Origin of the sequence: Paenibacillus sp. NPDC058177 (assembly GCF_042883835.1) — a bacterium.
GTDB classification, from domain to species: Bacteria; Bacillota; Bacilli; order Paenibacillales; family Paenibacillaceae; genus Paenibacillus_AQ; species Paenibacillus_AQ agri.
In genome coordinates this window covers 491,492-513,129 of sequence record NZ_JBHVVB010000003.1, presented here as the reverse complement: position 1 = coordinate 513,129, position 21,638 = coordinate 491,492, and the positions used below count along the sequence as shown (strand labels likewise).

The 21,638-nt window shown below is 50.5% G+C and carries 19 protein-coding genes; 8 read left to right on the top strand and 11 right to left on the bottom strand.

Annotation, left to right across the window (positions count from 1 at the left end; all coding sequences use genetic code 11):
* Positions 1 to 75: 75 nt before the first annotated feature.
* Entirely contained in the window at positions 76 to 1,008 is a 933-nt protein-coding gene (locus ACFVU8_RS16240) for a glycosyltransferase family 2 protein (protein WP_387428428.1), read from the bottom strand.
* A 203-nt stretch (positions 1,009 to 1,211) separates the two neighbouring features.
* Here ACFVU8_RS16240 and ACFVU8_RS16235 point away from each other — a divergent pair, with 203 nt between their 5' ends.
* Positions 1,212 to 1,940, top strand: coding sequence for a DsbA family oxidoreductase (locus ACFVU8_RS16235; protein ID WP_387428426.1), 729 nt, complete (start codon positions 1,212 to 1,214; stop codon positions 1,938 to 1,940).
* An 85-nt stretch (positions 1,941 to 2,025) separates the two neighbouring features.
* Here ACFVU8_RS16235 and ACFVU8_RS16230 read toward each other — a convergent pair whose 3' ends face one another.
* The 4 genes from ACFVU8_RS16230 to ACFVU8_RS16215 form a co-directional block, all read right to left on the bottom strand.
* Positions 2,026 to 3,606 carry an oleate hydratase gene (locus tag ACFVU8_RS16230; protein WP_387428424.1) on the bottom strand — a complete coding sequence of 527 codons (1,581 nt, stop codon included), beginning with the start codon at positions 3,604 to 3,606 and terminating at the stop codon, positions 2,026 to 2,028.
* Positions 3,607 to 3,804: 198 nt separating this feature from the next.
* Entirely contained in the window at positions 3,805 to 4,389 is a 585-nt protein-coding gene (locus tag ACFVU8_RS16225; RefSeq protein ID WP_387428422.1) for a TetR-like C-terminal domain-containing protein, read from the bottom strand.
* A gap of 30 nt (positions 4,390 to 4,419) precedes the next feature.
* The gene (locus ACFVU8_RS16220) at positions 4,420 to 4,815 is read right to left on the bottom strand and encodes a hypothetical protein (protein WP_387428420.1); all 396 of its coding nucleotides are present in this window, start codon (positions 4,813 to 4,815) and stop codon (positions 4,420 to 4,422) included.
* A 46-nt stretch (positions 4,816 to 4,861) separates the two neighbouring features.
* A complete protein-coding gene (locus tag ACFVU8_RS16215; RefSeq protein WP_387428418.1) occupies positions 4,862 to 5,377 on the bottom strand; it encodes a hypothetical protein in 516 nt (171 codons plus the stop codon).
* A gap of 255 nt (positions 5,378 to 5,632) precedes the next feature.
* On the opposite strand from ACFVU8_RS16215, the gene ACFVU8_RS16210 reads away from it, so the two are divergent.
* Genes ACFVU8_RS16210 through ACFVU8_RS16195 form a run of 4 tightly spaced genes read left to right on the top strand, consistent with a single transcriptional unit; the run spans position 5,633 to position 8,637 of the window.
* The gene (locus ACFVU8_RS16210) at positions 5,633 to 6,298 is read left to right on the top strand and encodes an amino acid ABC transporter permease (RefSeq protein WP_387428416.1); all 666 of its coding nucleotides are present in this window, start codon (positions 5,633 to 5,635) and stop codon (positions 6,296 to 6,298) included.
* The gene (locus ACFVU8_RS16205; protein WP_387428414.1) at positions 6,279 to 6,956 is read left to right on the top strand and encodes an amino acid ABC transporter permease; all 678 of its coding nucleotides are present in this window, start codon (positions 6,279 to 6,281) and stop codon (positions 6,954 to 6,956) included. Before ACFVU8_RS16210 ends, ACFVU8_RS16205 begins: the two co-directional genes overlap by 20 nt.
* 22 nt (positions 6,957 to 6,978) lie before the next feature.
* Complete coding sequence (locus tag ACFVU8_RS16200) at positions 6,979 to 7,734, top strand: amino acid ABC transporter ATP-binding protein (RefSeq protein WP_387428413.1); 756 nt, start codon at positions 6,979 to 6,981, stop codon at positions 7,732 to 7,734.
* A 21-nt stretch (positions 7,735 to 7,755) separates the two neighbouring features.
* A complete protein-coding gene (locus ACFVU8_RS16195) occupies positions 7,756 to 8,637 on the top strand; it encodes a cysteine ABC transporter substrate-binding protein (protein WP_387428411.1) in 882 nt (293 codons plus the stop codon).
* A 63-nt stretch (positions 8,638 to 8,700) separates the two neighbouring features.
* Here ACFVU8_RS16195 and ACFVU8_RS16190 read toward each other — a convergent pair whose 3' ends face one another.
* The 5 genes from ACFVU8_RS16190 to ACFVU8_RS16170 form a co-directional block, all read right to left on the bottom strand.
* A complete protein-coding gene (locus ACFVU8_RS16190; protein ID WP_379465405.1) occupies positions 8,701 to 9,735 on the bottom strand; it encodes an RluA family pseudouridine synthase in 1,035 nt (344 codons plus the stop codon).
* Positions 9,736 to 9,808: 73 nt separating this feature from the next.
* On the bottom strand, positions 9,809 to 9,994 hold the full coding sequence (locus tag ACFVU8_RS16185) for a CLC_0170 family protein (protein ID WP_387428410.1): 186 nt from the start codon (positions 9,992 to 9,994) through the stop codon (positions 9,809 to 9,811).
* Positions 9,995 to 10,045: 51 nt separating this feature from the next.
* A complete protein-coding gene (locus tag ACFVU8_RS16180) occupies positions 10,046 to 11,266 on the bottom strand; it encodes a Ger(x)C family spore germination protein (protein WP_387428407.1) in 1,221 nt (406 codons plus the stop codon).
* On the bottom strand, positions 11,263 to 12,360 hold the full coding sequence (locus ACFVU8_RS16175; protein WP_387428406.1) for a GerAB/ArcD/ProY family transporter: 1,098 nt from the start codon (positions 12,358 to 12,360) through the stop codon (positions 11,263 to 11,265). Before ACFVU8_RS16175 ends, ACFVU8_RS16180 begins: the two co-directional genes overlap by 4 nt.
* Entirely contained in the window at positions 12,311 to 13,963 is a 1,653-nt protein-coding gene (locus ACFVU8_RS16170; RefSeq protein WP_387428401.1) for a spore germination protein, read from the bottom strand. Before ACFVU8_RS16170 ends, ACFVU8_RS16175 begins: the two co-directional genes overlap by 50 nt.
* Positions 13,964 to 14,137: 174 nt before the next feature.
* Here ACFVU8_RS16170 and recQ point away from each other — a divergent pair, with 174 nt between their 5' ends.
* The 3 genes from recQ to ACFVU8_RS16155 are packed head-to-tail and all read left to right on the top strand — an operon-like array spanning position 14,138 to position 18,383.
* The gene (recQ, locus tag ACFVU8_RS16165; protein ID WP_387428399.1) at positions 14,138 to 15,973 is read left to right on the top strand and encodes a DNA helicase RecQ; all 1,836 of its coding nucleotides are present in this window, start codon (positions 14,138 to 14,140) and stop codon (positions 15,971 to 15,973) included.
* Positions 15,974 to 15,987: 14 nt separating this feature from the next.
* Positions 15,988 to 17,898: a B12-binding domain-containing radical SAM protein gene (locus ACFVU8_RS16160; protein ID WP_387428398.1), complete on the top strand. Its 1,911-nt coding sequence runs from the start codon at positions 15,988 to 15,990 to the stop codon at positions 17,896 to 17,898.
* The gene (locus ACFVU8_RS16155; RefSeq protein WP_387428397.1) at positions 17,895 to 18,383 is read left to right on the top strand and encodes a GNAT family N-acetyltransferase; all 489 of its coding nucleotides are present in this window, start codon (positions 17,895 to 17,897) and stop codon (positions 18,381 to 18,383) included. The genes ACFVU8_RS16160 and ACFVU8_RS16155 overlap by 4 nt, the downstream gene beginning before the upstream one ends.
* Before the next feature lie 78 nt (positions 18,384 to 18,461).
* Here the strand turns inward: ACFVU8_RS16155 and ACFVU8_RS16150 are convergent, their stop codons facing one another.
* A complete protein-coding gene (locus ACFVU8_RS16150; RefSeq protein WP_387428395.1) occupies positions 18,462 to 21,611 on the bottom strand; it encodes an alpha-mannosidase in 3,150 nt (1,049 codons plus the stop codon).
* Positions 21,612 to 21,638 lie beyond the last annotated feature (27 nt).

Genomic DNA, 21,638 nt, shown 5'->3' with positions numbered 1-21,638 from the left:
CGTTGGTAAGTAATAGCGGTATTCATGTCGGTGTAATGCATATTGTGATAGTGTAAAGCCATATGAACTCTGGCTTCAGTTCATCATATACTCCTTGTACTTATTCTTACGGGGATTTAATACGAAGAGGATGCCCTGGATATAACCGGAAACAGCACTCGTGTTGCGTTTTAGCGTTGATTTCCCTGTTAAATAGGTAAGTGTCCAGAGCAGGGCAGCGTAACCGGTTAGCGGAGCTTGGCGCAGGTTCAGCAGATAATAATGATTGACCGCGGTCGCTCTGGCAACGCGTCCTGCTTTGTCACGGGAGCTGGGGGATTCGTGATGCGTAATTTTCATCTGGGGGTTGATGACTAGTTTGCCGTAGTGGCTGGCCAAATGACACATATAGATATCATCAGCTACCGCATAGCTGGTCATCCAGGGGTAGGGCTTCATATCTCTTAGGGCAGATCGTCGGAAGGACATATTGCAGCCGTGAAAAAAATCGGTCTCAAACGTCTCCTTCGTTTCTCCCCATAGAAGCAGGGAGCCAGCGAGCGTGCTCGCGGATAGCTTGCCCGGTGAGCCTGACATTTGGCAGGTCAGCCGGCCGAGCAGCTTGCCCGAAGGACTGCTGGACAGCCCCTTGGCGATACCGCCAACGCCGACGATGCCAGGATCAGTTGCATAGGTATCCAACATACGGCGGATATACAGGGGATCGTCCAGTTCGGCATCATCATCGAACGTTAAGAGGATGTCGCCGTCGGCGAGACTCACCGCTTCATAGCGTGAGAGCCAGACGCCTGGTTTGGTCTTCCGATAATATCGGAGCTTCGTCTGCGGCAGCCCAGCAAGTATGTTGCGGAACTGCTTCAGGGTCTCCTCCGGTATGTCCCCGTCATCCATAATGAGCAGCTCTATAGAGATGTCCTCTAGCTGAACTTGTCCAGCAATAGATTCAAGACATCGCGTGAGGTCACTTATCCGGTTGCGCGTTGGAATCACGATAGATAAATCATGCATGCCGCTGTCTCCTTCCAGGGGGAGCGCTCCCCGCTATTCATCCGAAATTTCCGTTATCCCCATTCTACTCCCCGCCGAAGAAGAGCGTATATACCACTTTCGTTTACTTTTTTCAGAAAAAACCTAAGTTTGTATTTTCAAGTCTTCAACTATATAATAGTAAGTGACTTAATAGGTGAAGGATTATTTGGGAGGTTATGACGATGAGAATAGATATTTGGTCTGATTATGCATGTCCGTTTTGTTATATAGGCAAAAGAAGACTTGAGCACGCACTGAGCCAGTTTGCAGGCCGCGATAAAGTGGAGGTGGTCTACCGCAGCTTCCAGCTGGATCCCCATGCTAAATCTGACGGCGATGTGACCATCCACGAGATGCTGGCTAAGAAATACAACATGACATTGGAGAAAGCTAAAGCAATGAATGCACAGCTGACGGAGCAGGCCCAAGGTGTGGGATTGGATTTCCGTTTTGATACTATGGTGCATACGAACACGTTCGACGGTCATCGTTTGAGCCACTATGCAGCCAAGCACGGAAAAGCTGCCGAGATGACCGAACGTTTGCTGCGCGCCTATTTCACGGATTCTCTGAATCTGGGTGATCGGGGTGTACTTGCCAAGCTGGCCGAAGAAGTGGGGCTGGATGCGGCGGACGTTGCGGCGATGCTGGCATCTGATGCGTACAGCGCCGAAGTTCATGCCGATATCGAAGAGGGTGCCCGCTTGAATATTACCGGTGTGCCGTTCTTTGTCTTCAACAATAAGTATGCTGTATCAGGCGCTCAGCCTGGACCGGTCTTCTCGGAGGTGCTGGACACCGTTTGGGCAGAAGAGCAGGAAGCTCCGGCGCTACAGGTTGTGGGCCAACCCAAAAGCCAAGGTCAAACAGCTGGCGATGACGGTTGTGTAGACGGCTCCTGCAGTCTGTAATCTGGTGTTCTGAACTTAAAAAGGCGAAAGAGAAGGGAATCCCTTGCTCTTTCGCCTTTTTGGCATATGAATATCATCTAGGTCATTATCTGAAAGAAGTAATAAAGCTTGAGAACAGGCTTCGCACATCGTACTGATACTGGGTGATCGGTTCAATTGGGCGGTTGATGCCCAGCAGCGTGTATACGGCGATTCTGGCGGCTCTCACAGAGTATTCTTCAGTGAAAACAACATCGTCTGCAATTTCGCAATACTGTCCAATAAAGGCCAGGTTCGTGGAGCCTTCAGGCACCACCTGCGGTCTGTCGCTGTGCAGTCTCGGCATAAATTGGGACGTGATATAAGGCATCATGCACGGGATACAGTTGGCGGTGGCCATAATTTCTTCCCGGTGTGCTTCAAAATGAAGATGACCGATCAATTCCTCCATGATCTCTTCCCCGGTACAATCGCACATTCTCTTCTTCACGAAGTCGCCGACTTTGTCAGGGAACAAGCCATAACCCCAGAATACCCGGACATGCTCCGGCTGGTTGCGGAAATGGGGCTGGAAGGCCAGCACAACCGACATAAGCCAACTGGACTCCTTAAAGGTGACCAGGGCGCCGGTACCGGCACGGTTACGCGTGAATTTCTCCATAAGATCGAAGAACTTGGTGTCCTTGAAGGTGACTGTGAAGGATTCCCATTTCGAGCCATCCACATGATCTGCGAAAGAAGAAGGGTTACCGAGTCCCGGCTTCTTGGCCGCGATATTCTCCCACAGCTTCCAGGAGCTGCCCTTGCCGTTCAGACTTGGCGCTTCCGTCATAGAGCCGAGGCTGGAGCCTTCGGTCATGGAGCCGTTGGTGATGATGACAAGATCGCCTTCTTTTACATCGATCACATCCGCTACACCTTGGCGCAGCACATTCATCCGGGTTACAGTGATGCCGTCGCCGTCCTTGAACTCCAGGTCAGTTACGGTACATTTCAGGGTAAAGTCTACACCGAAGCCTTCGAGATATTTATGCATTGGCAAAATAATAGAGTCGTATTGGTTATACGGCGTACGGGTTACGCCCTCCAGCGTCTGAATTCTCGGGAATTCGTGGATGAAGCGAACCATGTATCGCTTGAATTCAACCGCACTGTGCCACGGCTGGAAGGCGAAGGTGGTTGCCCACATGAACCAGAAATTCGTTGTAAAAAAATGAGGGCCGAACAGGTCATTGATCCGCGCTTTGCCCAGCTTCTCCTCTGGTGTGATGATTAGCTTACCCATGGCAAGGCGGTCAGCCATGTCGAAGCCCATCGACAGAACATCTTCTACCTCGCCTCGGCTATTGACCAATCTGGCATTGGAATGAGTCGGGTTGGCCATGTCGAAGGCCATAATCTCATCCCTTACTGACAGGCCCGGCCGGTCGATGGATGGGATCGATGTCAGCAGTTCCCACGTGTTCTCATAAGTTTCATCGTTGAGCATCCGCCCGCCGCGGATGACATAGCCATTCTCTTCGTCGCCGGCCCCGTCGTTGCTACCGCCTAGAATTTTCATTTCTTCAATGATATGAATGTTCTGACCGGGAAAGTCACAGTCTCTGACCAGGTAAGATGCGCCGGCCAGGGACGCAATGCCTCCACCTACAAAATAGACCTGTTTATCACTGTATTCTTCTCTCACAACTATCGCCTCCAAAGGGTTGCTGTAATCACACCCCTAATGTAATACAAGGCGTGAGGCGTGAGTATAATCAAAACCTTGGAAGTGTCGGGATTTTGGTCACTTGAGGGAAAGTGTCTAGTTTTTAGACAGGATTCAAAGAACTTCGCGAGGCATTCTTAAGAACGACTGCTTCGTAAAATCAGATTTGAATCAGATCTATAGGGATGGAGCCGACTTGTTGCCGTACGTGTGTAGGGCCTTAACAAAGTTGCCCTCGAGCAGTTCGCTTAGTTTTTCTATAATCTGCTTGGGTGGCTCCTTCATGCCGTTTCTTATCCATTGGATGACTAATCCGGTAAAAGCCAGTGTATAAAAGTTAGCAATGAATTCTTTATCGGTACTACTCACTTCCAGTCCTTCGGACAGCTCACGAATCACCCCCATGATCATGTCATGGGTCACTGAATAGAGATAGGCATCGAGATGATTCCGGCCTAGGGAATCCAGGGTGTTGCAACAGAAGGCCTTGTTGCTCTCAATATAGCAGAATATTCTATAGAAACAGTCCGTCCACGTGTTAAAGCTTCGATACTGGGCGATGCTTTCCAGCGCCTCTGTAGTATAGATCCAGCCTAGCAACTCAAAAATATCCTGAAAATGATAGTAAAAGGTCTGTCTGTTCAGTCCACAATCATCTACAAGATGCTTGACGGTTATTTTGTTCAGCGGAGTATGCTCCATCAGACCTTTCAGTGAGTGGGCCAGCGCATTTTTGGTAAGTATGGCATTAGACAAAGACATCACCTCCACATGTAGTTGCAACGTGTGAAACTAGGAATTGCTCCACCACTTGGCCAGCCGGACGATGCCTTCTACGATCAACCCGAAGACGAAGCCTCCGAGTGATAATACAGAGAAAGCGAAAAAACCCGTAAGATCCTGCCAGCCGGACATTTCCCTGGAGCTGTAAGTGAACATCACAAGAAAGCCTGCGGCAATCCCGACAGTTGCCATCATCCAGACCAACCGGGCACCAAGCCATCCGAAGGTATGCAGAACAGCGGATATCGTAAGGGCAAACAGGGCGAACCGCAGCAGAAGTGTAACTTCAAAAGGCCGTCCGAGCAAGACGAAGCGATTCAGGCAGAGCAGCAGCCACAGAAGCAGACTGTAAATCCCCATCCACCGAAACCAGCGAGCTTCTTTGGCAGAAGGCAGAATTGACATAGTGACATTCTCCATTCTCGATTAGAGTTTGGCTGCAGAGTAGAAACTATAGATTTCCAAGGGCTTCGGCACTTTGCAAGACATGCTTCAGGAGCTCCGGAATATCCTCCATCTGTTCCTCAGTAATTTGCCGCTTGAACTGTAATTCAATGCAGTTATGATAGCTATCCTCTTCCTGACCGTATATAAAAGACAAGGACTGCACTGGCTGCAGATCCGGCCCCCAAATGGTATTCAGTGCACTGGCTATAACCGGGCATTCCTTAGAGGCATCGCTAATTTGCATATAAAAGCGTAGCAGCAGATGACAACCGGGATCGCTTCCCGGCGTCTCCAGAATTTCATCGCTAAGCTCTTTTACAGAGGAACGAAGTACAATCTCGGAGGTGATATTCCGGTTCCCGATAAGCTGGAAGGAAAGCATAAATTCCCGGGACATGATCGCCAGGTCCAGCAGATCTGAACGGTCTGTAACAATAAGGAGTCCATCCAGGTTGTCGTAGTCGTAAATTTGGTTTTCGATAGCGATTTTAATATTATCAAAGACGGTAGGATGGAACATGAGGGCACCTTCTTACTTTTATTTTTATTGTAACATGCCGCTAGACAGGGTTAAAAATGCATAAAACTTAGTTGACAAGTTGGAATTATATGAATATTATAAGTGTCGCAGGATGTAATTTTTTTCCTTAAAATTGAATTAATTAAGAGATACATATGATTCATAGAGTTCGTGTATTTATATAACCAATAAAATTCATACGAATAGTGAGTTTTATTGAAGGATTTTATTTTCTGGGGCAGAGTGGGTGTGCATATGCAATTAAATTGGGAGTTTATGATAGAGAGCTTGCCGCTGTATGGTGCCGCGATGTGGCTGACCTTCAAGCTAGCCTTCTGGGGGATTTTATTCTCATTGCTGATCGGCCTGGTGTTCAGTGTGATTTTATATTACAAGGTCAAGATCGTTAGCCCTGTGATTCTTGCTTATGTGGAGCTTTCCCGGAATACGCCGTTGCTGGTGCAATTGTTCTTTCTATACTATGGCTTGCCCAAAGTAGGTGTTCATCTGAGCGAGACGGCTTGTGCCATCATCGGCCTGACTTTTCTCGGAGGGAGTTATATGACAGAAGCATTCCGTAGTGGGATCGAAGCCGTGGGGAGAACTCAGATAGAGTCCGGTCTAAGTATTGGGCTGTCCAAGGTTCAACTGGCGAGATATGTGATCCTGCCGCAGGCGTTTGCAATCAGTATTCCGTCGCTGGGGGCTAATGTTATATTTCTGCTCAAAGAGACGTCGATTGTCGGAGCCATCGCTCTGATGGATCTGATGAATGTAGCGAAGGACCTCATCGGCATGTACTACAAGACGGCGGAATCGCTGTTGCTGCTGGTGCTGGCCTATCTGGTGATGGTGCTGCCACTGTCGCTGGTGCTGAGCTGGGTGGAAAGGAAGGTACGATATGCAGAATTCGGGGATTAGGGTGTTGTTTGAGGGTTCCAATTTCGAGCGCCTATTGGGTGGTTTGCTGGTCACGATAGAAATTGCATTTATCTCAATTATTTTCGGCGTAGTGCTTGGGACCATTATGGGTCTGCTGAGAACACTGAATTCCCGGCCGCTGAAGGCCATCTTACGTTTGTATTTAGAGGCGTTCAGAATCATACCAATCCTGGTCTGGTTGTACGTGGTGCATTTCGGATTCTCTCCGCTGCTCGGCATTGATATAGACGGGGAAGTGACAGCTATTCTTGTGTTCAGTCTGTGGGGTGCCGCAGAAATCGGCGACATTGTCCGGGGAGGGTTGGAATCCCTGCCTCGTCATCAACTGGAATCGGGAAAAGCGCTTGGCCTTGGCACCCGGCAGTTATACCGCTATATTCTCATTCCGCAGGCCGTGCGGCGAATGCTGCCCGGGGCGATTAATTTGGCAACACGGATGGTTAAAACGACTTCCCTGGTTGTGCTGATTGGGGTAATCGAAGTGGTGAAGATCGGGCAACAGATTATAGAGCTGGGTGTGATCAAAGCACCTACGGCATCCTTCTGGGTATACGGATTCATCTTCATTCTTTATTTTCTTGTCTGTTATCCGTTATCCAGACTATCCAAGAGGGTAGAGCGCCGATGGCAAAATTAGATATTAGGAAGGACAGATAGCGATGGCACACTCGGAGGAAATTTTGCTGGAGATAGAAGGACTGGAGAAGACCTTTGGTGACCGTAAAGTGCTGGAGGGGATACACCTGCAAGTGGGCAAAGGAGAAGTGCTCGTCATTCTTGGTCCCTCCGGCTGTGGGAAGAGCACCCTCCTGCGATGTCTTAACGGCCTGGAACCTGTCCAGGCCGGAAGGATTCATTATCGCACTCAGGATCTGGCGAAGCCGGGTGTGGATTTTCGTGAGGTTCGGCAGCATATTGGCATGGTGTTCCAGAATTACGAACTGTTCCCGCATATGACAGTCATCGAGAACATTCTGCTCGGACCGCTGAAGGTGCAGAAGCGCAGCAGAGACGAAGCGCAGCGGCAGGCGGAGCAGCTGCTGGAGCGAGTGGGATTGCTGGACCGTAAGGATGCCTACCCGCGCCAGTTGTCGGGAGGACAAAAGCAGCGGATTGCCATTGTCCGGGCACTTTGCATGAATCCAGAAATCATGCTCTTCGATGAAGTTACCGCTTCGCTTGATCCCGAGATGGTGAGAGAGGTGCTTGAGGTCATCTTGGGGCTGGCCAAGCAGGGAATGACGATGCTTATCGTCACCCATGAGATGGGGTTTGCCAGGTCTGTTGGAGACCGGATCGTCTTTATGGATCAAGGGAAAATTTGCGAAATATCTTCACCAGAACAGTTTTTCACTTCACCGTCGACAGAACGTGCCCAGCATTTTCTGGATATATTTCAGTACGACAAATTATAGACTTAAGGGAGATGAAGAGAGATGAGAAAAGGATTGAAGTTGTTAACGGCTGTCGTGTTAACCAGTTTGTTAGTGGTGGGCCTTGCGGCTTGCAGTAATGGCAATGAGGACAAGAACAGTGGCAGTACCGGATCCTCCAAGTTTGCTTCGATTGAGCAGTTGAAGAAGAACGGCAAAATCCGGATTGGGGTATTCGCGGACAAACCACCGTTTGGTTACGTAGATTCGGAGGGCAAAAACCAGGGATTCGACGTCTATATTGCCAAGCGTTTTGCCAAGGACTTGCTAGGCGCCGAATCCAAAGCTGAATTTGTTCTCGTAGACGCCGCCAGCCGTGTAGCCTATTTGGAATCCAATAAAGTAGATATCATTATGGCGAACTTCACGGTGACCGATGAGCGAAAGGAAAAGGTCGATTTTGCTGATCCGTACATGAAGCTGTCTTTCGGAATTGTGTCGCCGGACAGCGCGCCGATTACTGCCATTGATCAGTTGAAGGAGAAGGGTAAGAAGCTGATTGTCGCTAAAGGCACAACAGCCGAGTCCTACTTCACCAAGGAGTACCCGGATGTGGAGCTGCTGAAATTTGACCAATACACAGAAATTTTCGCTGCACTCAAAGATGGACGCGGCGCGGCGATTGCCAACGACAATACCGAACTGATCGCCTGGGCCAAGTCCAATCCCGGCTTTACAGTTAGCATCCCCGAGTTCGGCGGCCAGGACACCATTGCTCCAGCGGTAGCCAAGGGCAACAAGGAACTGCTGGACTGGATTAACAACGAGCTCAGCACGCTGGGCAAGGAAAAATTCATTCACCAGGCATATAACGAGACCTTGAAAGAGGTATACGGGGAAGGTTTTACCGATCAACTGGTCGTAGAGGGCGGTAAAGTGGAGTAAGGCTTAAACATAGAAAAAGTCTGTCCCTCAGCTATGTCGATAGCTTAATGGGACAGACTTTTTTTATTTTATCGGCTCAGGCGAAGTATACTTCAGGAACGCTTTAGGGATCGGGCTCTCGAAGGTCAGTAATTCTTCTGTTCCCGGATGAACAAAGGATAGAACACGGGCATGCAGTCCTAGTCTGCCTACAGTTTTGGTCTCTGCTCCGTATTTCTTGTCGCCCGCAATAGGATGGCCAATGTCGGCCATGTGGACACGGATCTGATTCTTCCGTCCCGTCTCCAGTTGTACTTCCAGCAGGGAGAAATGGCGATTGGACTGGATCAGCTTGTAATGGGTAACAGCGTGCAGGCCGTCGCCTTCATAAGGGCTGGAATACATCTTGAGCGTAGCGGTTTCCTTCAGCCAGGAGCTGACGGTGCCTTCCGGTTTTTTAACTGCTCCTTCAACAAGCGCTACGTAAGAGCGTTCTTTCACAGTATCTTTCCAGGTATTCTGCAGGGCCTGCTGGATCCGTTCGCTTTTGGCAAACATCATGACTCCTGAGGTGTCGCGGTCCAGACGATGTACGACGAAGATTCGATTCTTCGGATTGCTGCGACGGACATGCTCCATAAGCTGGCGGTAGGCGGTCACTTCATTTTCTTCACCAGTAGCAATGGACAGCAGTCCCGCATCCTTCTGGATCACGATGATATCATCGTCCTCATGTACTATAGTGAGTCCGTTCAGCACTTCTGGCTGCACAGGTTTTTCCGTTTCGATCACAATGCTATAGCCCGGTTGAAGCTGGTAATTATGCTGGGTTGTCGACTTGCCATTGACCGATACCTGACCACGGGCGAGGATGGATTTGATCGCATTGCGTCCACGTCCGCTGATGTGACTGAGCAAAAAGGATAACAGTTCCGCTGGCTCGGTTACTGTATAGGTTTTTGGTGGTGCCGGTGTCTTCACCTTAGCATTTGGTTTGCTGTTAGGTTTGCTATGGGTTCTGGCCCCAGCCTTGGGTTGTGCTTTGTGTTGGGATTTACTTTTATGGGCAGGCTTCGCAGTTCTTGCAGAGGTCTCCCCGGGATTTCGTCTTGTGTTCATGTATGCATTCTCCGTCCTCTGATATTGTACTCTTCAATATACCATGGGCTATGAAGAATTACTATTGTTGTAATCAGATATAGAACAGGATCGCCACTATGGAGAGTATGAACAGTCCAAGATGTGTCCAGCCGAAGAGTCGGGCATATTTCTTCTCCTTGTTCATATGGCCTACGGCATAAATTTTGGTATCTACGGTCAGCAGCAGGCCTCCTGAAATGAGCAGGGTGATCGCTGAGAAGATCAAAGTATTGAACATAATTGGGACTCCTTTCTACGCTTAGAGTCATTCCATAAGTTTTGAGTAATCCTATTCTATTTTGAGGCCGATTCTTCGGATGTTGAGATCAAGATTGAAGTCGATATTAATCTTGGAATATAACTGTTCCCAATCGTTTTTGCTATGGATATTGGCTTTCCAGAAACCAGGTTTAAAGGCCCGGACTTTTTCTCCAGTTCCCAATATATCGGAATGTTTTTGTTGTGTCTGCTCAATCAGACTACTGAGGATTTCGTTCACTCCTTCCTTGAATTCAACCTCCAGTACCTTCAACTTTGCATTGGTATTGATACTAACGGACTCTTTCAGGTGTTCGTCAAGCATAGCATCGAGGGAAATGCTATAGGTGATTTGGGGCTTCCCCTCGACAATTTGTACCCTTCCTTTAGTAAAGCGTTTGACGATCTTGATCATAACCGGTCCGAATGTCCTGGATTCAAAGAGTACGGAGTAGCCACCAACGTCAACGCCTTTTATGGCCATGAATGCACCTATTTCGATGGGAACTGTGGACCCTACCATAACACCGTTACTGAAATAAGCGAGACCCTTTATAAAAATGTTTTTGTTATTACGCATCTCGATATAGGGGAGATAGCCGTTCTGGCCCCATTTGGATTCTGATGACCAGTAGACACCCAAATAATCGGCCGGGAACTTGCCGGATTCTACAGCCTTCTCCATCATAGACAGAATGTACAGTGTAGGAACGCGCTGAAGAGGAGGGTTAACATCCATGAACTTATAAGCTTCCCCTTGCGAGACCAGCATCCAGGTCTGACGGCGGACCTCAGGATTACGGCGCAGATAATCATTCAAGTCTTCCAGGCTGCTGCGGGCAAACGCCTCACTGATAATGATCACCCGCAGGTGAATCAGGTAGCGCGGATCCGAAATCTGCTGCTGCAGGTTGTTCATGGCATCATCAAGTGTGAGTCCGTACACTTGGACGACCCAGACGGGGTTTTGGCTGCCTGCTCCGCCGCTCTCCCCGCTGCTTGGACCGAGAGGCACCCTGCCTGGAACAGCAATTTGGGCAGTCACCCGAATCATCGGAAGTTTGAGCGTTTCTTTGAGATGTGTGACCTGATCATCCTCGGGATGAGTTCCTTCAGTAACCTTATCAATAGACAGTCCTAATACAAGCGCGCGGTCTTCAATCTCAAGCTGATCCCAGCAGCCTGTCAGGAGGGGGGACAGCATTAATAGAACCAAAGTCAGGGCTAAAGAACGGCAGATGCGTGTGTTCATACAGAACGCCCCCTTTTTTCACGAATAATGGTTACGAACCACAGTAGAAAAGGATAAAAGGTCAACAGAATCAGACCAAACATGGCTGTCGCTGAAGCGAGATCATAAGTCTGAAAGACATTGTCAGGCAGCAGCGAGGAACCAAAGATAAATGGCAGCAGAAAGCTGGCAAGAAGTCGATGATCCTGGAAACGGGCGAGTTCTTTGAAAGCAAAGGTAGCCATGTAGAAATTGGAGAATATAGTGGTGAAAATAGAAATAACCCAAACAATAATAAAAATGGCATCAAAGCGCTCTAGTAGACCCGCGCCAAGGGAGATGGAACGTGCCGTTTCCAGAGTAGGGTAAAAGAGCAGAAGTGTCTCCTGCGCACCGAACATGCCTACGGATACGGTGACTATTAACACATAGATGCTCACAATTAGCAGCAGGGCAATCGTGCCTGCTTTCATCACCTTCTGGGGTTTCTTCATGAAAGGAACCAGCAGCGTCAGGATAAAAGTCCCCTGATACAGTGAGGCGGAAGTCAGCATTCCTGTCGTGAATTTACGGGGTGTCAACTGGTTGCCGGTTACCGGCAACAAATTCAGAACGTCTATTTCATTCAAAGCTACAAGAATGATGATCAGAACAGGGAGTAGAATCAGGGGCAGATAGAAGGAGTGTATGTATGTGAATTTGACAATGTTTCGGCGGATGGACAGGCAGCCGAGCAGCAGCATTAGGAGGATCACGGCTTCAATAGGGGTCTTCTTGAAAATCACGGAGACGCATACCTCGCCAAATTGACGCATGGTGATTCCGGTGGAGAAGGCGAAGAATACTACAATCAGCCCAGTAAAAAAATCCGCTAGTCCTGTACCCACCAGTCGACGGCTGAAAATGAACAAGGTCTCGTTCGGGAATTTGCGGCATACTGAGGCTGTAAACCAGAAGCCGATGAATGCGATGAAAATGCCGGAAGCTGTTACCAAAGGAGCGCCACTGTCCCCAGCCTCTACCATGAAGCGGGGAAAGGTTAAAATGCCTATACCGATAATCGTACTAGCGATGACCGCCACGGCCTGTATCGTGGTTATGGGGCGGTTGTTCATCCAAATCACCTTCCTCGGTAAAGATCTTTTCTGTATAGGTCTGAGGGGTATGCCGGGCCAGCCTGGTAGGATCAGGTGCATTTAAAAAGCTGGGGCGCTGTCTCATCCACCATAAGGGTGCACGCACCAGCGCATCTTTCATATCTCTTATTTTGGTTGGCATGTAAGGGACCATGTAAGGTACGCCAAAGGATTCCAGAAACAACAGATGATTGACGATAAAGATCGTACCAATCATCACTCCGTACAGGCCAAACAGACCAGCCAGCAGAATTAGAGGGAAGCGCAGCATTCGCAATGCAATGGCCGCGTTATAGGCTGGCGTGGCAAAAGAACCGATGGTGGTCAGTGCGACGATGACCACTGTGGTTGGACTGGACAGGCCCGCCGAGACCGCCGCTTGTCCGACGACCAGGACGCCTACGATAGATAACGCTCCTCCGATCATTTGTGGTAGTCGAATGGTTGCTTCACGCAGAACTTCCATGGAGATTTCCATGATGAGTACTTCCAGTACAGCCGGGAAGGGTACACCGGCTCTTCCGCCGGAGATGGCAACCGCGAATTCGGTAGGCATGAGTTCGGGATTGAAAGAGATGATGGCTACATACAGCGCGGGAAAGAACAGCGAGAACATCAAGGCGATCAGCCGGATAATACGAATCAGACTTCCCACGATAAAGCGTTCATTGTAATCGTCAAGCGTCTGGAAGAATTGATTGAAAAGCGCCGGCACAATCAGAGAAAAAGGTGATCCGTCTACCATGATGATTACTCTGCCCTCTAGCAGGGCAGCTGTGGTTTTGTCGGGACGCTCGGTCGGTTGCACCTGAGGGAACGGGGATAACGGCTGATCTTCAATGAACTGTTCAATGTACCCGGCGTCAATAATACTGTCGGCTTCAATTAACGACAACCTGCGCAGCACTTCCTCAATAAGCCTTGGTTCGGCAATGCCTTCGATGAAGCAGACTGCGGCCTGCGACTGGGTTCGAACGCCTAGCGGGCAGGTCTGAACACGGAAGTCCGGAGTTTGGAGACGGTAGCGGAGCAGGGAAAGGTTCGACTCCAGATTCTCGATAAATCCTTCGCGGGAGCCGCGAATAATCTGTTCTGTCTGTGGCTGTTCAATGCTTCGCTTCTCGATCTGCCTCAAGCTGAAATAAAGTGCCTGGTTCATCCCCTCCACCAGAACTACAACATTCCCCTGGATGATGGTTGCAGGGAGGGCGTACAGCTCCGATAACCGACCTCCCTTAGCAACATGCACAGTCATATTCCAGATGTAATCGGCAAGATCATCCATCGCACTAGGAATAACTGTGATGTCCTCCGGTTCAGTCATCAATGGCTTGAGTACATATTCATGAAGCTGGTTCTCATCTACTACCGAAGACAAGAATATAATTGCTGCATCCTGCCTGCCGTACAGCCGAAACTGGCGAACGACCAGATCGCCGTCTTCGCCCAGCACTTGCTGGATATCCTGCAGATTTTGCTTTAGCTTGATTCCCAGTTTTACTTCCTTAGCGGGACTCGCGGAAGACTGCTGTTTGTTGTGTTTTTCTTTGAAAGACAGGTACTTTTGTTTCCAATCCTCCACAGGTCGCGCCGCCTTCCTATGATATAGTTTCTATATAAAGCTTGGCTCAAACCTAGTCTTTTTATGTGCTTTTTTCAAAAGAAGAAAGGGAACCGGAAATGTGGTTGGGCGGTTGCTCATTACTCCCATGCCCGGTAAACTAAAGAGAGATAGATCTAAGGAGTTATGATAGAGATGACTATGCAAGCACCTACTATGGAACAGGCGCAGGTTGAACTGCAAAAATATTACGGCTATCCCGATTTTCGGGAGGGTCAAAAGAAAATCGTCGGAAATCTGTTGGAAGGCCGCGACACACTAGGCATCATGCCCACTGGGGGCGGGAAATCCATCTGTTATCAGGTGCCAGCCCTGCTGATGCCGGGCCTCACATTGGTAATCTCTCCTCTGATCTCGCTGATGAAGGATCAGGTGGATGCGCTCACTACGGCGGGCATCCCGGCTGCGTATATCAACAGTACGCTCAGCGGCAAGGAGGTCAATGAACGCATCCGGGCGGCGCGCCGGGGCGACTTGAAGCTGCTATATGTCGCACCGGAACGCCTGGAACTGGACTGGTTCCGCTTGGAAATGGCGGGGTTGTCCATTTCTTGTGTAGCTGTGGACGAGGCGCACTGTGTCTCCCAGTGGGGGCATGACTTCCGTACCAGCTATCTTGCCGTATCGCCATTCGTAGATGAACTGCCACAGCGGCCGATTCTGGCGGCATTCACGGCGACGGCTACACCGGAGGTCATGGAGGATATCGTCCGTCTGCTGCGCTTGCGCGAGCCGGGTGTCTTCATGACCGGACTTGGGCGAGACAATCTGGCGATGTCCGTCCTGCGCGGCGAGAACAAGCGTGAGTTCGTAATGGACTACGCGGCTTCGCATACACACCAGCCGGGCATTATTTATGCGGCGACCCGTAAGGACGTTGACGATCTGTATCAACGGCTGCTAAGCAGCGGGATTGCTGCTGGACGCTATCATGCCGGTATGAACGACCAGGAACGGGCGGAGAGCCAGGAGAGCTTTCTCTATGACGACATCAGGGTGATGGTGGCGACAAATGCGTTTGGTATGGGGATCGATAAGTCCAACGTCCGTTATGTCATTCACTACAACATGCCGAAGAATATGGAGGCCTACGTTCAGGAAGCAGGCCGTGCCGGACGGGACGGTGAGCCAAGCCAGTGTATTCTGCTGTTCAGCGCCCAGGATATCATGACCCAGAAATTCCTGATCGAGCAGAATCCGCAGGACCCGGAGCGTAAAGCCAATGAATACCGCAAGCTTCAGCAGATGATCGAATACTGTTATTCCACCCGGTGTCTGCGCAGCGCGCAGCTCGATTATTTTGGCGAGGTCCATAAGGGCAAGCCTTGTGGTATTTGCAGCTCCTGTACCGATGAGCGTGAGTTAGTGGACATGACGGTGGATGCGCAAAAAATCTTCTCCTGCATTCATCGCATGCGTGAGCGCTTTGGCGTTGCTTTAGTGGCCTCTGTGCTGAAAGGCTCTCGCAATCAGAAAGTGCTGCAATACGGCTTCGAGTCGCTGCCCACCCATGGCGCGATGTCCGGAAGAACGGAGAAGGAGATTACCGAGAGCATCAACGTGCTGATCTCGGAAGGATATCTGGCCCTGTCGGAGGGACAGTATCCGGTGGTTCGCTTACAGCTTCCGGCTGCAGAGGTGCTGCGCGGTCAGCGTCAGGTACTGCAGCGGGTGGCGCGGCCTTCGCGGACAGGGTCATCTTCAGGCTCACGGGATCGCAGCCGGGTGCGTGACCTGTCACCGTCGGCGGTTAACGAGACGGTGTTCGAGCAGCTTCGCTTGATCCGGCGGGAGCTGGCAGGCCGGGAGCATGTGCCGTCCTACATTATTTTCAATGATGCGACCCTGCGTGAGATGAGTGTGGTTTGCCCGCAGACCGAAGCGGAAATGCTGAGGGTGAAGGGTGTCGGTGAAGTGAAATATCGTAAGTATGGCAAGCCGTTCCTTGAGTTTTTCCAAAATGACATGTAAAGAGGGCGCTGCGCATGAAAATCATCCTGGCTACATTAAATGCCAAGTACATTCACACCTCGTTAGCGATTCGCCTGCTCAAGGCGTATAGTCAGCATGAATTCAGTGATATTCATTTGGCGGAGTACACAATTAAGGACCCTGTAATGAATATGGTATCTGACCTGTTCCAGAGACGTCCGGATGTGATCGGCTTCTCCTGCTATATCTGGAATATCGAGGAGACGATCAAGCTGATCGCTATCCTCAAGAAAGTCATGCCTGAAGTGACGATTGTGCTTGGCGGACCGGAAGTGTCTTATGAGCCGCTGTACTGGATGAAGCGCGAGCCTGGTATTGATTTTATAGTCAATGGTGACGGCGAAGAGACGTTTCATCATTTGCTCCAGGAGCTGCGGGACGACCGCAAGTTCCATTTTGTATACGGCGTCGCTTATCGCAAGGGAGAGGAATTGATCGTCAATCCGCCTAGGCCGAAAAGCGATCTGAACACATTGCCCACGCCGCATCGGTTTCCCGATGATCTGCCGGACTTAAGCAAGCGGATCGTTTATTTTGAGACCAGCCGGGGCTGTCCCTTTAACTGTCAATTCTGCCTGTCCAGTATTGAGGTCGGTGTCCGGTATTATGATATTGAGCGCGTGAAGTCGGACCTGCTCTACCTGATTGACAATGGAGCCAAGATTATCAAGTTCCTTGATCGAACCTTTAATATTAACCGCAATTATGCGATGGAAATGTTCCAGTTCCTGATCGATAATCACCGGGGTTGTGTGTTCCAATTTGAGATTACGGCGGATATTATGCGGCCAGAAGTGCTGGATTTTCTGGCGGAAAATGCGCCGCCGGGGATCTTCAGGTTCGAGATTGGCGTGCAGTCGACCAACGATGAGACGAATGAACTGGTCAAACGCCGTCAAAACTTTGCGAAGCTGTCGCGTACGGTCATGAAGATTAAGGCCAGTGGCAATATAGACCAGCATCTGGATCTGATCGCCGGACTGCCGCAGGAGGATTACGCAACGTTCCGCAAGACCTTTAATGATGTGTTTGCAATGGAGCCGGAGGAGCTGCAATTAGGCTTTTTGAAAATGCTGCGTGGCACCGGGCTGCGCGCGCAGGCGGCCAAATATGAGTACACGTATATGGAGCACGCTCCTTATGAAATTTTGAGTAGCCACGTGATGCCTTTTGGCGACATTATCCGCCTGAAGCGGCTGGAGGATGTGCTGGAGAAATACTGGAACAGCCACCGTCTGGATCATTCAGTCAAGTATCTGATCCGTCATGTGTTTCCATCACCCTTTGATTTCTTTCAGGAATTCGGCGATTACTGGGAGGAACGGGGCTGGCAGAAGATCGGCCATCAGCTCGAGGATCTGTTCACCAGGCTGCATGATTTCCTAACAGAGCGTGGTACATCATCGATGGAGATCATCACCGGACTGATGAAGCTCGACTACTTCCTTGGACATAAGTACAAGCCGCGTAAAATCTGGTGGGAGCCTACACTCGGCAAGTCACAGTGGGCTTCCTGGTTGAAGGAAATTGCTGCGAATCCAGAAATTCTGTCCACGGGACTTGCAGGAGCAAGGACGGGGATCAACGAGCGCGAGCTGCAAAAATATGCCGTGCTGGAACTGCTGCCCTTCCCTCTTGCGGAAGTGCTGACATCGATCAGCGGCTTGCGTGCTGATGAGAGCATGATCACCGCCGAAACCGGGGCCGAAGCAACTGTTCCGGGTGAGGAAGGATTGTCTACTCTTCCATTTGCACAGTCGAGCATCTCCACTCTTGTCGCCGATGCTAGGGCGGGCGAGAGCACATTGCTCATCGTGCTGTACCAGCAGGAGGAGAGCGGGAAGCCGCAGTATTACGCCATGCCTGTTAGTGAAGGCGAAAGAGAAAGAGGGGCGTATTCGTGAATCTAGCGATTTCATTGGCTCTGTATCAGGATCAATACAAGGAGGCGCTGTTTCGTTTTTACCTTCCAGAAGAGCAAGAGCAATTCACCGGTATGCCTGCAGATACATTGGAGGAAGCGATAGTGGATGAGAATAGAACGGCCGTTGTCATCCTGGAAGGAGAGCGGCCAGTCGGTTTTTTCATCCTTCATGTCGGTAAGGGCATCTCCAACTTCTATCCGAATCATTCCGGAGTAATGCTGCTTCGCGCATTTCTGGTCGATTATGCACATCAGGGTAAAGGATACGCCAAGTCAGCGCTGTTATTGCTACCGAATTTCATCCGGCTACATTTTCCGTCAATACGGGCAATTGTTCTTGCTGTGAATGAAAGGAACCTCCCGGCAGACAGGTTGTACACCCAGGCGGGGTTTGTCGATCATGGGATGCGCCGAACGGGGGAAAAGGGTCTGCAGAGAATTCTCCAGTATGTAATATCAGATTAAACGGGTGCAGCGCCAGAGAAGCACCAAATAAGAAGACGCCCTTAGGCAATTGGCTCAGGGCGTCTTCTTTGTTATGGGTTAAAGCTGCAGATCGATCTCAAATGACTTGATCTCATAAGGCTCTAGGGTAAAGGATACCGGAGTATCATACAGGAGATCTCCCTCCGGCACTTCCATGAGATTCGTCTCCCTCCAGGCATGAATCCGCAGGTCGCTTGTCAGCTCCAGTTGATTCAAGCTGCCAGAATAATCATGAATACGCACGATGACACGGTCGGAATCCTCGGCTTTCTTGACCGCCGAGATCATGGCTGTGCCACCGGACAAGGTGAACATGGAGCAGCTTGGTTGCTTCGCCTGGCCTTGTGTATATCGCAGCGGAGCGTTCAGTAGCCAAGCCTGCTGCACAGTTCCGCCAACCAGCCAATCGCCTTGATGCGGCAAAAGGGCATAGGTGAAGCGATGATGTCCCTGATCGGCGTGCGGATCAGGGTGAGTGGCGCTCTTGATCAGAGTCAATCGCAGGACGTTGTCCTTAATGTCATAGCCGTATTTGGAATCGTTCAGCAGGCTGACTCCATAGCCTCTATCTGACAGATCGGCCCATTGGTGGCCGACGGATTCGAAGCGTGCCCAGTCCCAGCTCGTATTCCAATGTGTGGGCCGTTTCACGTTGCCGAACTGAATATCATAGGTTGCTTCGGTGGAACGGATACCGACCGGGAAGGCAACCTTCAGCAGTTGCTGCTGTTCATGCCAATCCACCTCAGTGTCATAATCGATCCGCCGATGCTTCGCATGCAGAGTCAGATCTTGGGTGATCTTCGATCCAAGATACTGCCAGTTGAAGGTAATCACGGCTTGGAGCGGCCCGCTCTGAACGACTTCAATACTGGTGCATTTCGTGATCTCCCGCATATTTTCCTGATAGAAAATATCAATATCCCACGCCTCATGGGCCAATGGTTTATCCTCGAACACTTGAAGCACGTTGCCTCTTGCTCCTTTGGCAAGGACCTCGCGGCGTGCTTCTTTATCGTACAGGCGGGTCAACTGCCCAGCTTCGTTCCACTCCAGCAGATAGAACGGCGTCTCGATCCCGTTCGTTGTATGGATGAATGGTGAATGCTCAGGGCTGCTGACTGTCGTGTCACTTTGGAAGTGAATAGTGGTGTATCCCAGTGAAGGAATATCCTTTACTTCAACAGACCAGCTACCCTCTTGCCATTGGGCGCTCAGGTTCACACCGGAATCGCTTAGCCAAGAGCCGTGTGCCATATCTGCCGAAACCGCAGGAATGCTCACGATGTCTGTAACTACCCATGGAGAGGCGTTCCAAATGGTGTACGTATTCGGAGATCCGCTGCTGCCAGCGATAGCGGTCCGGGCCTGCGCATCTACTAGAGTACCAATCTGCTCCGCATCTGCGTATTCGATTCGGCTGTCTTCATATACTTCTGTGATGGAGGAGCCAGGGATGATGTCATGGAACTGGTTACGCAAAATAATTTTCCAGCCCGAATTCAGCGACGCTCCTTGATACAGGCTCCAGTCGTTCTCTACAATACTCTGCAGTGCATTAAGCCATTCCGCTTCGCGGTAAGCCAGTTCCAGCTTGCGGTTCATCCGTTTGTTGTACGCCTGGCTGGTGTATGTCCCGCGGTGATATTCCAGATACAACTCGCCATCCCAGGTATGGATGTACGAATCGGTATTTTCCACCGTCTCCTGCAGCTTCTCAAAATACTCATCCGCACGCCCGGTAGTGACCTTGGGCAGTCCCGGTAATTGGTCCAGCCGGCGCCGCATCTCCAGCATTTCGCGGTTGACTCCGCCGCCTCCGTCGCCGTATCCGTACGACAGCAGCAGATCCTGGTTCATCTCCTTGTCGCGGTAAGCATCCCAGATTCCTTTGACGGTCTTCGGAATAATCTTGCCGTTGTAGGTATAGAACCAGGAGCCTGGCTCCGACCATGGCTCGGGTGTGGTAATGAAGTGGGTTAACACCTCTGATCCGTCAATGCCGCGCCAGTGGAACGTATCAAACGGCATGCGGTTGTATTGGTTCCAGCTAATCTTGGTGGTCATAAAAGTATGAATACCGGATTTCTTCAGAATTTGCGGCAGGGACCAGCTGTAGCCGAACACATCGGGCAGCCACAGGTAGCGGCATTCTGTTCCGAATTCTTCTTTCAGAAAACGCGTGCCAATCAGCAATTGCCGAACCAAAGATTCGCCAGAAGTCAGATTGCAGTCAGCTTCCAGCCACATGCCGCCGCCCGCTTCCCAGCGGCCTTCGGCGACACGCTCCTTGATGGACGCATACAGCTCCGGGTAATCCTCTTTCACATATTCGTATAACTGTGGCTGGGTCTGGAGGAAAACATACTCCGGGAACATCTCCATCAGACGCATCACGGTGGAGAAAGAACGGGCGCATTTCTCGCGCGTATGCTTCAGCCGCCACAGCCAGGCCACGTCAATATGGGTATGGCCGATACAGGTGACGGTGACGTCGGATGCCTTATCCATGGCATTCAACCGGGAGCTAAGATCATCTCTAGCGGAGTAAACGGAGGTGTAGAAGATCTCCGATTGGGGTTCTGACCAGTCGATCAGCCGAAAAGATTGCTGGAGCGCATGAAGCAGCTTACTCCGCTCCGGTGCATGGGCATCCAATATTTTGACCGTCTCCAGAATGGCTGTCCCGGTAAATACGAGATCATCGACAGCTTCATCCAGCCAGCACAGCTCTGCCTGTCTGAACGTATGACTCTGATTGCGGGGCTTACCGCCGCCTTCCAGACCTGACCATAACCGGAAGACCAGCTCGCGGGTGCTCCCTGCTGCAGACGCCGGAAAGAATACTTCTTTGTGGTTGGAATCGACACCCTGATAGGGCTTGCCGTCCCAATAGAACAGGGATTCAAAGCCGGAATTGTTGCCGCCCCCGGTATCACCAAAATCGAACAGGCCGACAATGCGTTTATCACCCCAGGAGGAAGGGAACTGGGCTTCTGTACGCAGCCACAAATAGAGATCCCGGCCTGACCAGTTCTCTCCTGTATGCATAGGTTTCCAATTCTCATCTACCTCCGGCAGGGCAGGGTTAATCTCTTCCCGGGTATCCTCGCGGGAAAGAAAGACATTTAAAGGTTGACGATCCCGGTAACGGAGCTCGGATAATTCATGAATACGTGCTTGAAGTTTATTTTCGGTAAGAAACATCGAGAGGTACCCCCAGTACATTTTATT

Excerpts from the sequence above, each read along its gene's own strand:
- ACFVU8_RS16240 (WP_387428428.1), bottom strand. The coding sequence starts at position 1,008 with ATGCATGATTTATCTATCGTGATTCCAACGCGCAACCGGATAAGTGAC.
- ACFVU8_RS16235 (WP_387428426.1), top strand. The coding sequence starts at position 1,212 with ATGAGAATAGATATTTGGTCTGATTATGCATGTCCGTTTTGTTATATA.
- ACFVU8_RS16225 (WP_387428422.1), bottom strand. The coding sequence starts at position 4,389 with ATGTCTTTGTCTAATGCCATACTTACCAAAAATGCGCTGGCCCACTCA.
- ACFVU8_RS16220 (WP_387428420.1), bottom strand. The coding sequence starts at position 4,815 with ATGTCAATTCTGCCTTCTGCCAAAGAAGCTCGCTGGTTTCGGTGGATG.
- ACFVU8_RS16215 (WP_387428418.1), bottom strand. The coding sequence starts at position 5,377 with ATGTTCCATCCTACCGTCTTTGATAATATTAAAATCGCTATCGAAAAC.
- ACFVU8_RS16210 (WP_387428416.1), top strand. The coding sequence starts at position 5,633 with ATGCAATTAAATTGGGAGTTTATGATAGAGAGCTTGCCGCTGTATGGT.
- ACFVU8_RS16205 (WP_387428414.1), top strand. The coding sequence starts at position 6,279 with ATGCAGAATTCGGGGATTAGGGTGTTGTTTGAGGGTTCCAATTTCGAG.
- ACFVU8_RS16200 (WP_387428413.1), top strand. The coding sequence starts at position 6,979 with ATGGCACACTCGGAGGAAATTTTGCTGGAGATAGAAGGACTGGAGAAG.
- ACFVU8_RS16195 (WP_387428411.1), top strand. The coding sequence starts at position 7,756 with ATGAGAAAAGGATTGAAGTTGTTAACGGCTGTCGTGTTAACCAGTTTG.
- ACFVU8_RS16190 (WP_379465405.1), bottom strand. The coding sequence starts at position 9,735 with ATGAACACAAGACGAAATCCCGGGGAGACCTCTGCAAGAACTGCGAAG.
- ACFVU8_RS16185 (WP_387428410.1), bottom strand. The coding sequence starts at position 9,994 with ATGTTCAATACTTTGATCTTCTCAGCGATCACCCTGCTCATTTCAGGA.
- ACFVU8_RS16180 (WP_387428407.1), bottom strand. The coding sequence starts at position 11,266 with ATGAACACACGCATCTGCCGTTCTTTAGCCCTGACTTTGGTTCTATTA.
- ACFVU8_RS16175 (WP_387428406.1), bottom strand. The coding sequence starts at position 12,360 with ATGAACAACCGCCCCATAACCACGATACAGGCCGTGGCGGTCATCGCT.
- recQ (WP_387428399.1), top strand. The coding sequence starts at position 14,138 with ATGACTATGCAAGCACCTACTATGGAACAGGCGCAGGTTGAACTGCAA.
- ACFVU8_RS16160 (WP_387428398.1), top strand. The coding sequence starts at position 15,988 with ATGAAAATCATCCTGGCTACATTAAATGCCAAGTACATTCACACCTCG.
- ACFVU8_RS16150 (WP_387428395.1), bottom strand. The coding sequence starts at position 21,611 with ATGTTTCTTACCGAAAATAAACTTCAAGCACGTATTCATGAATTATCC.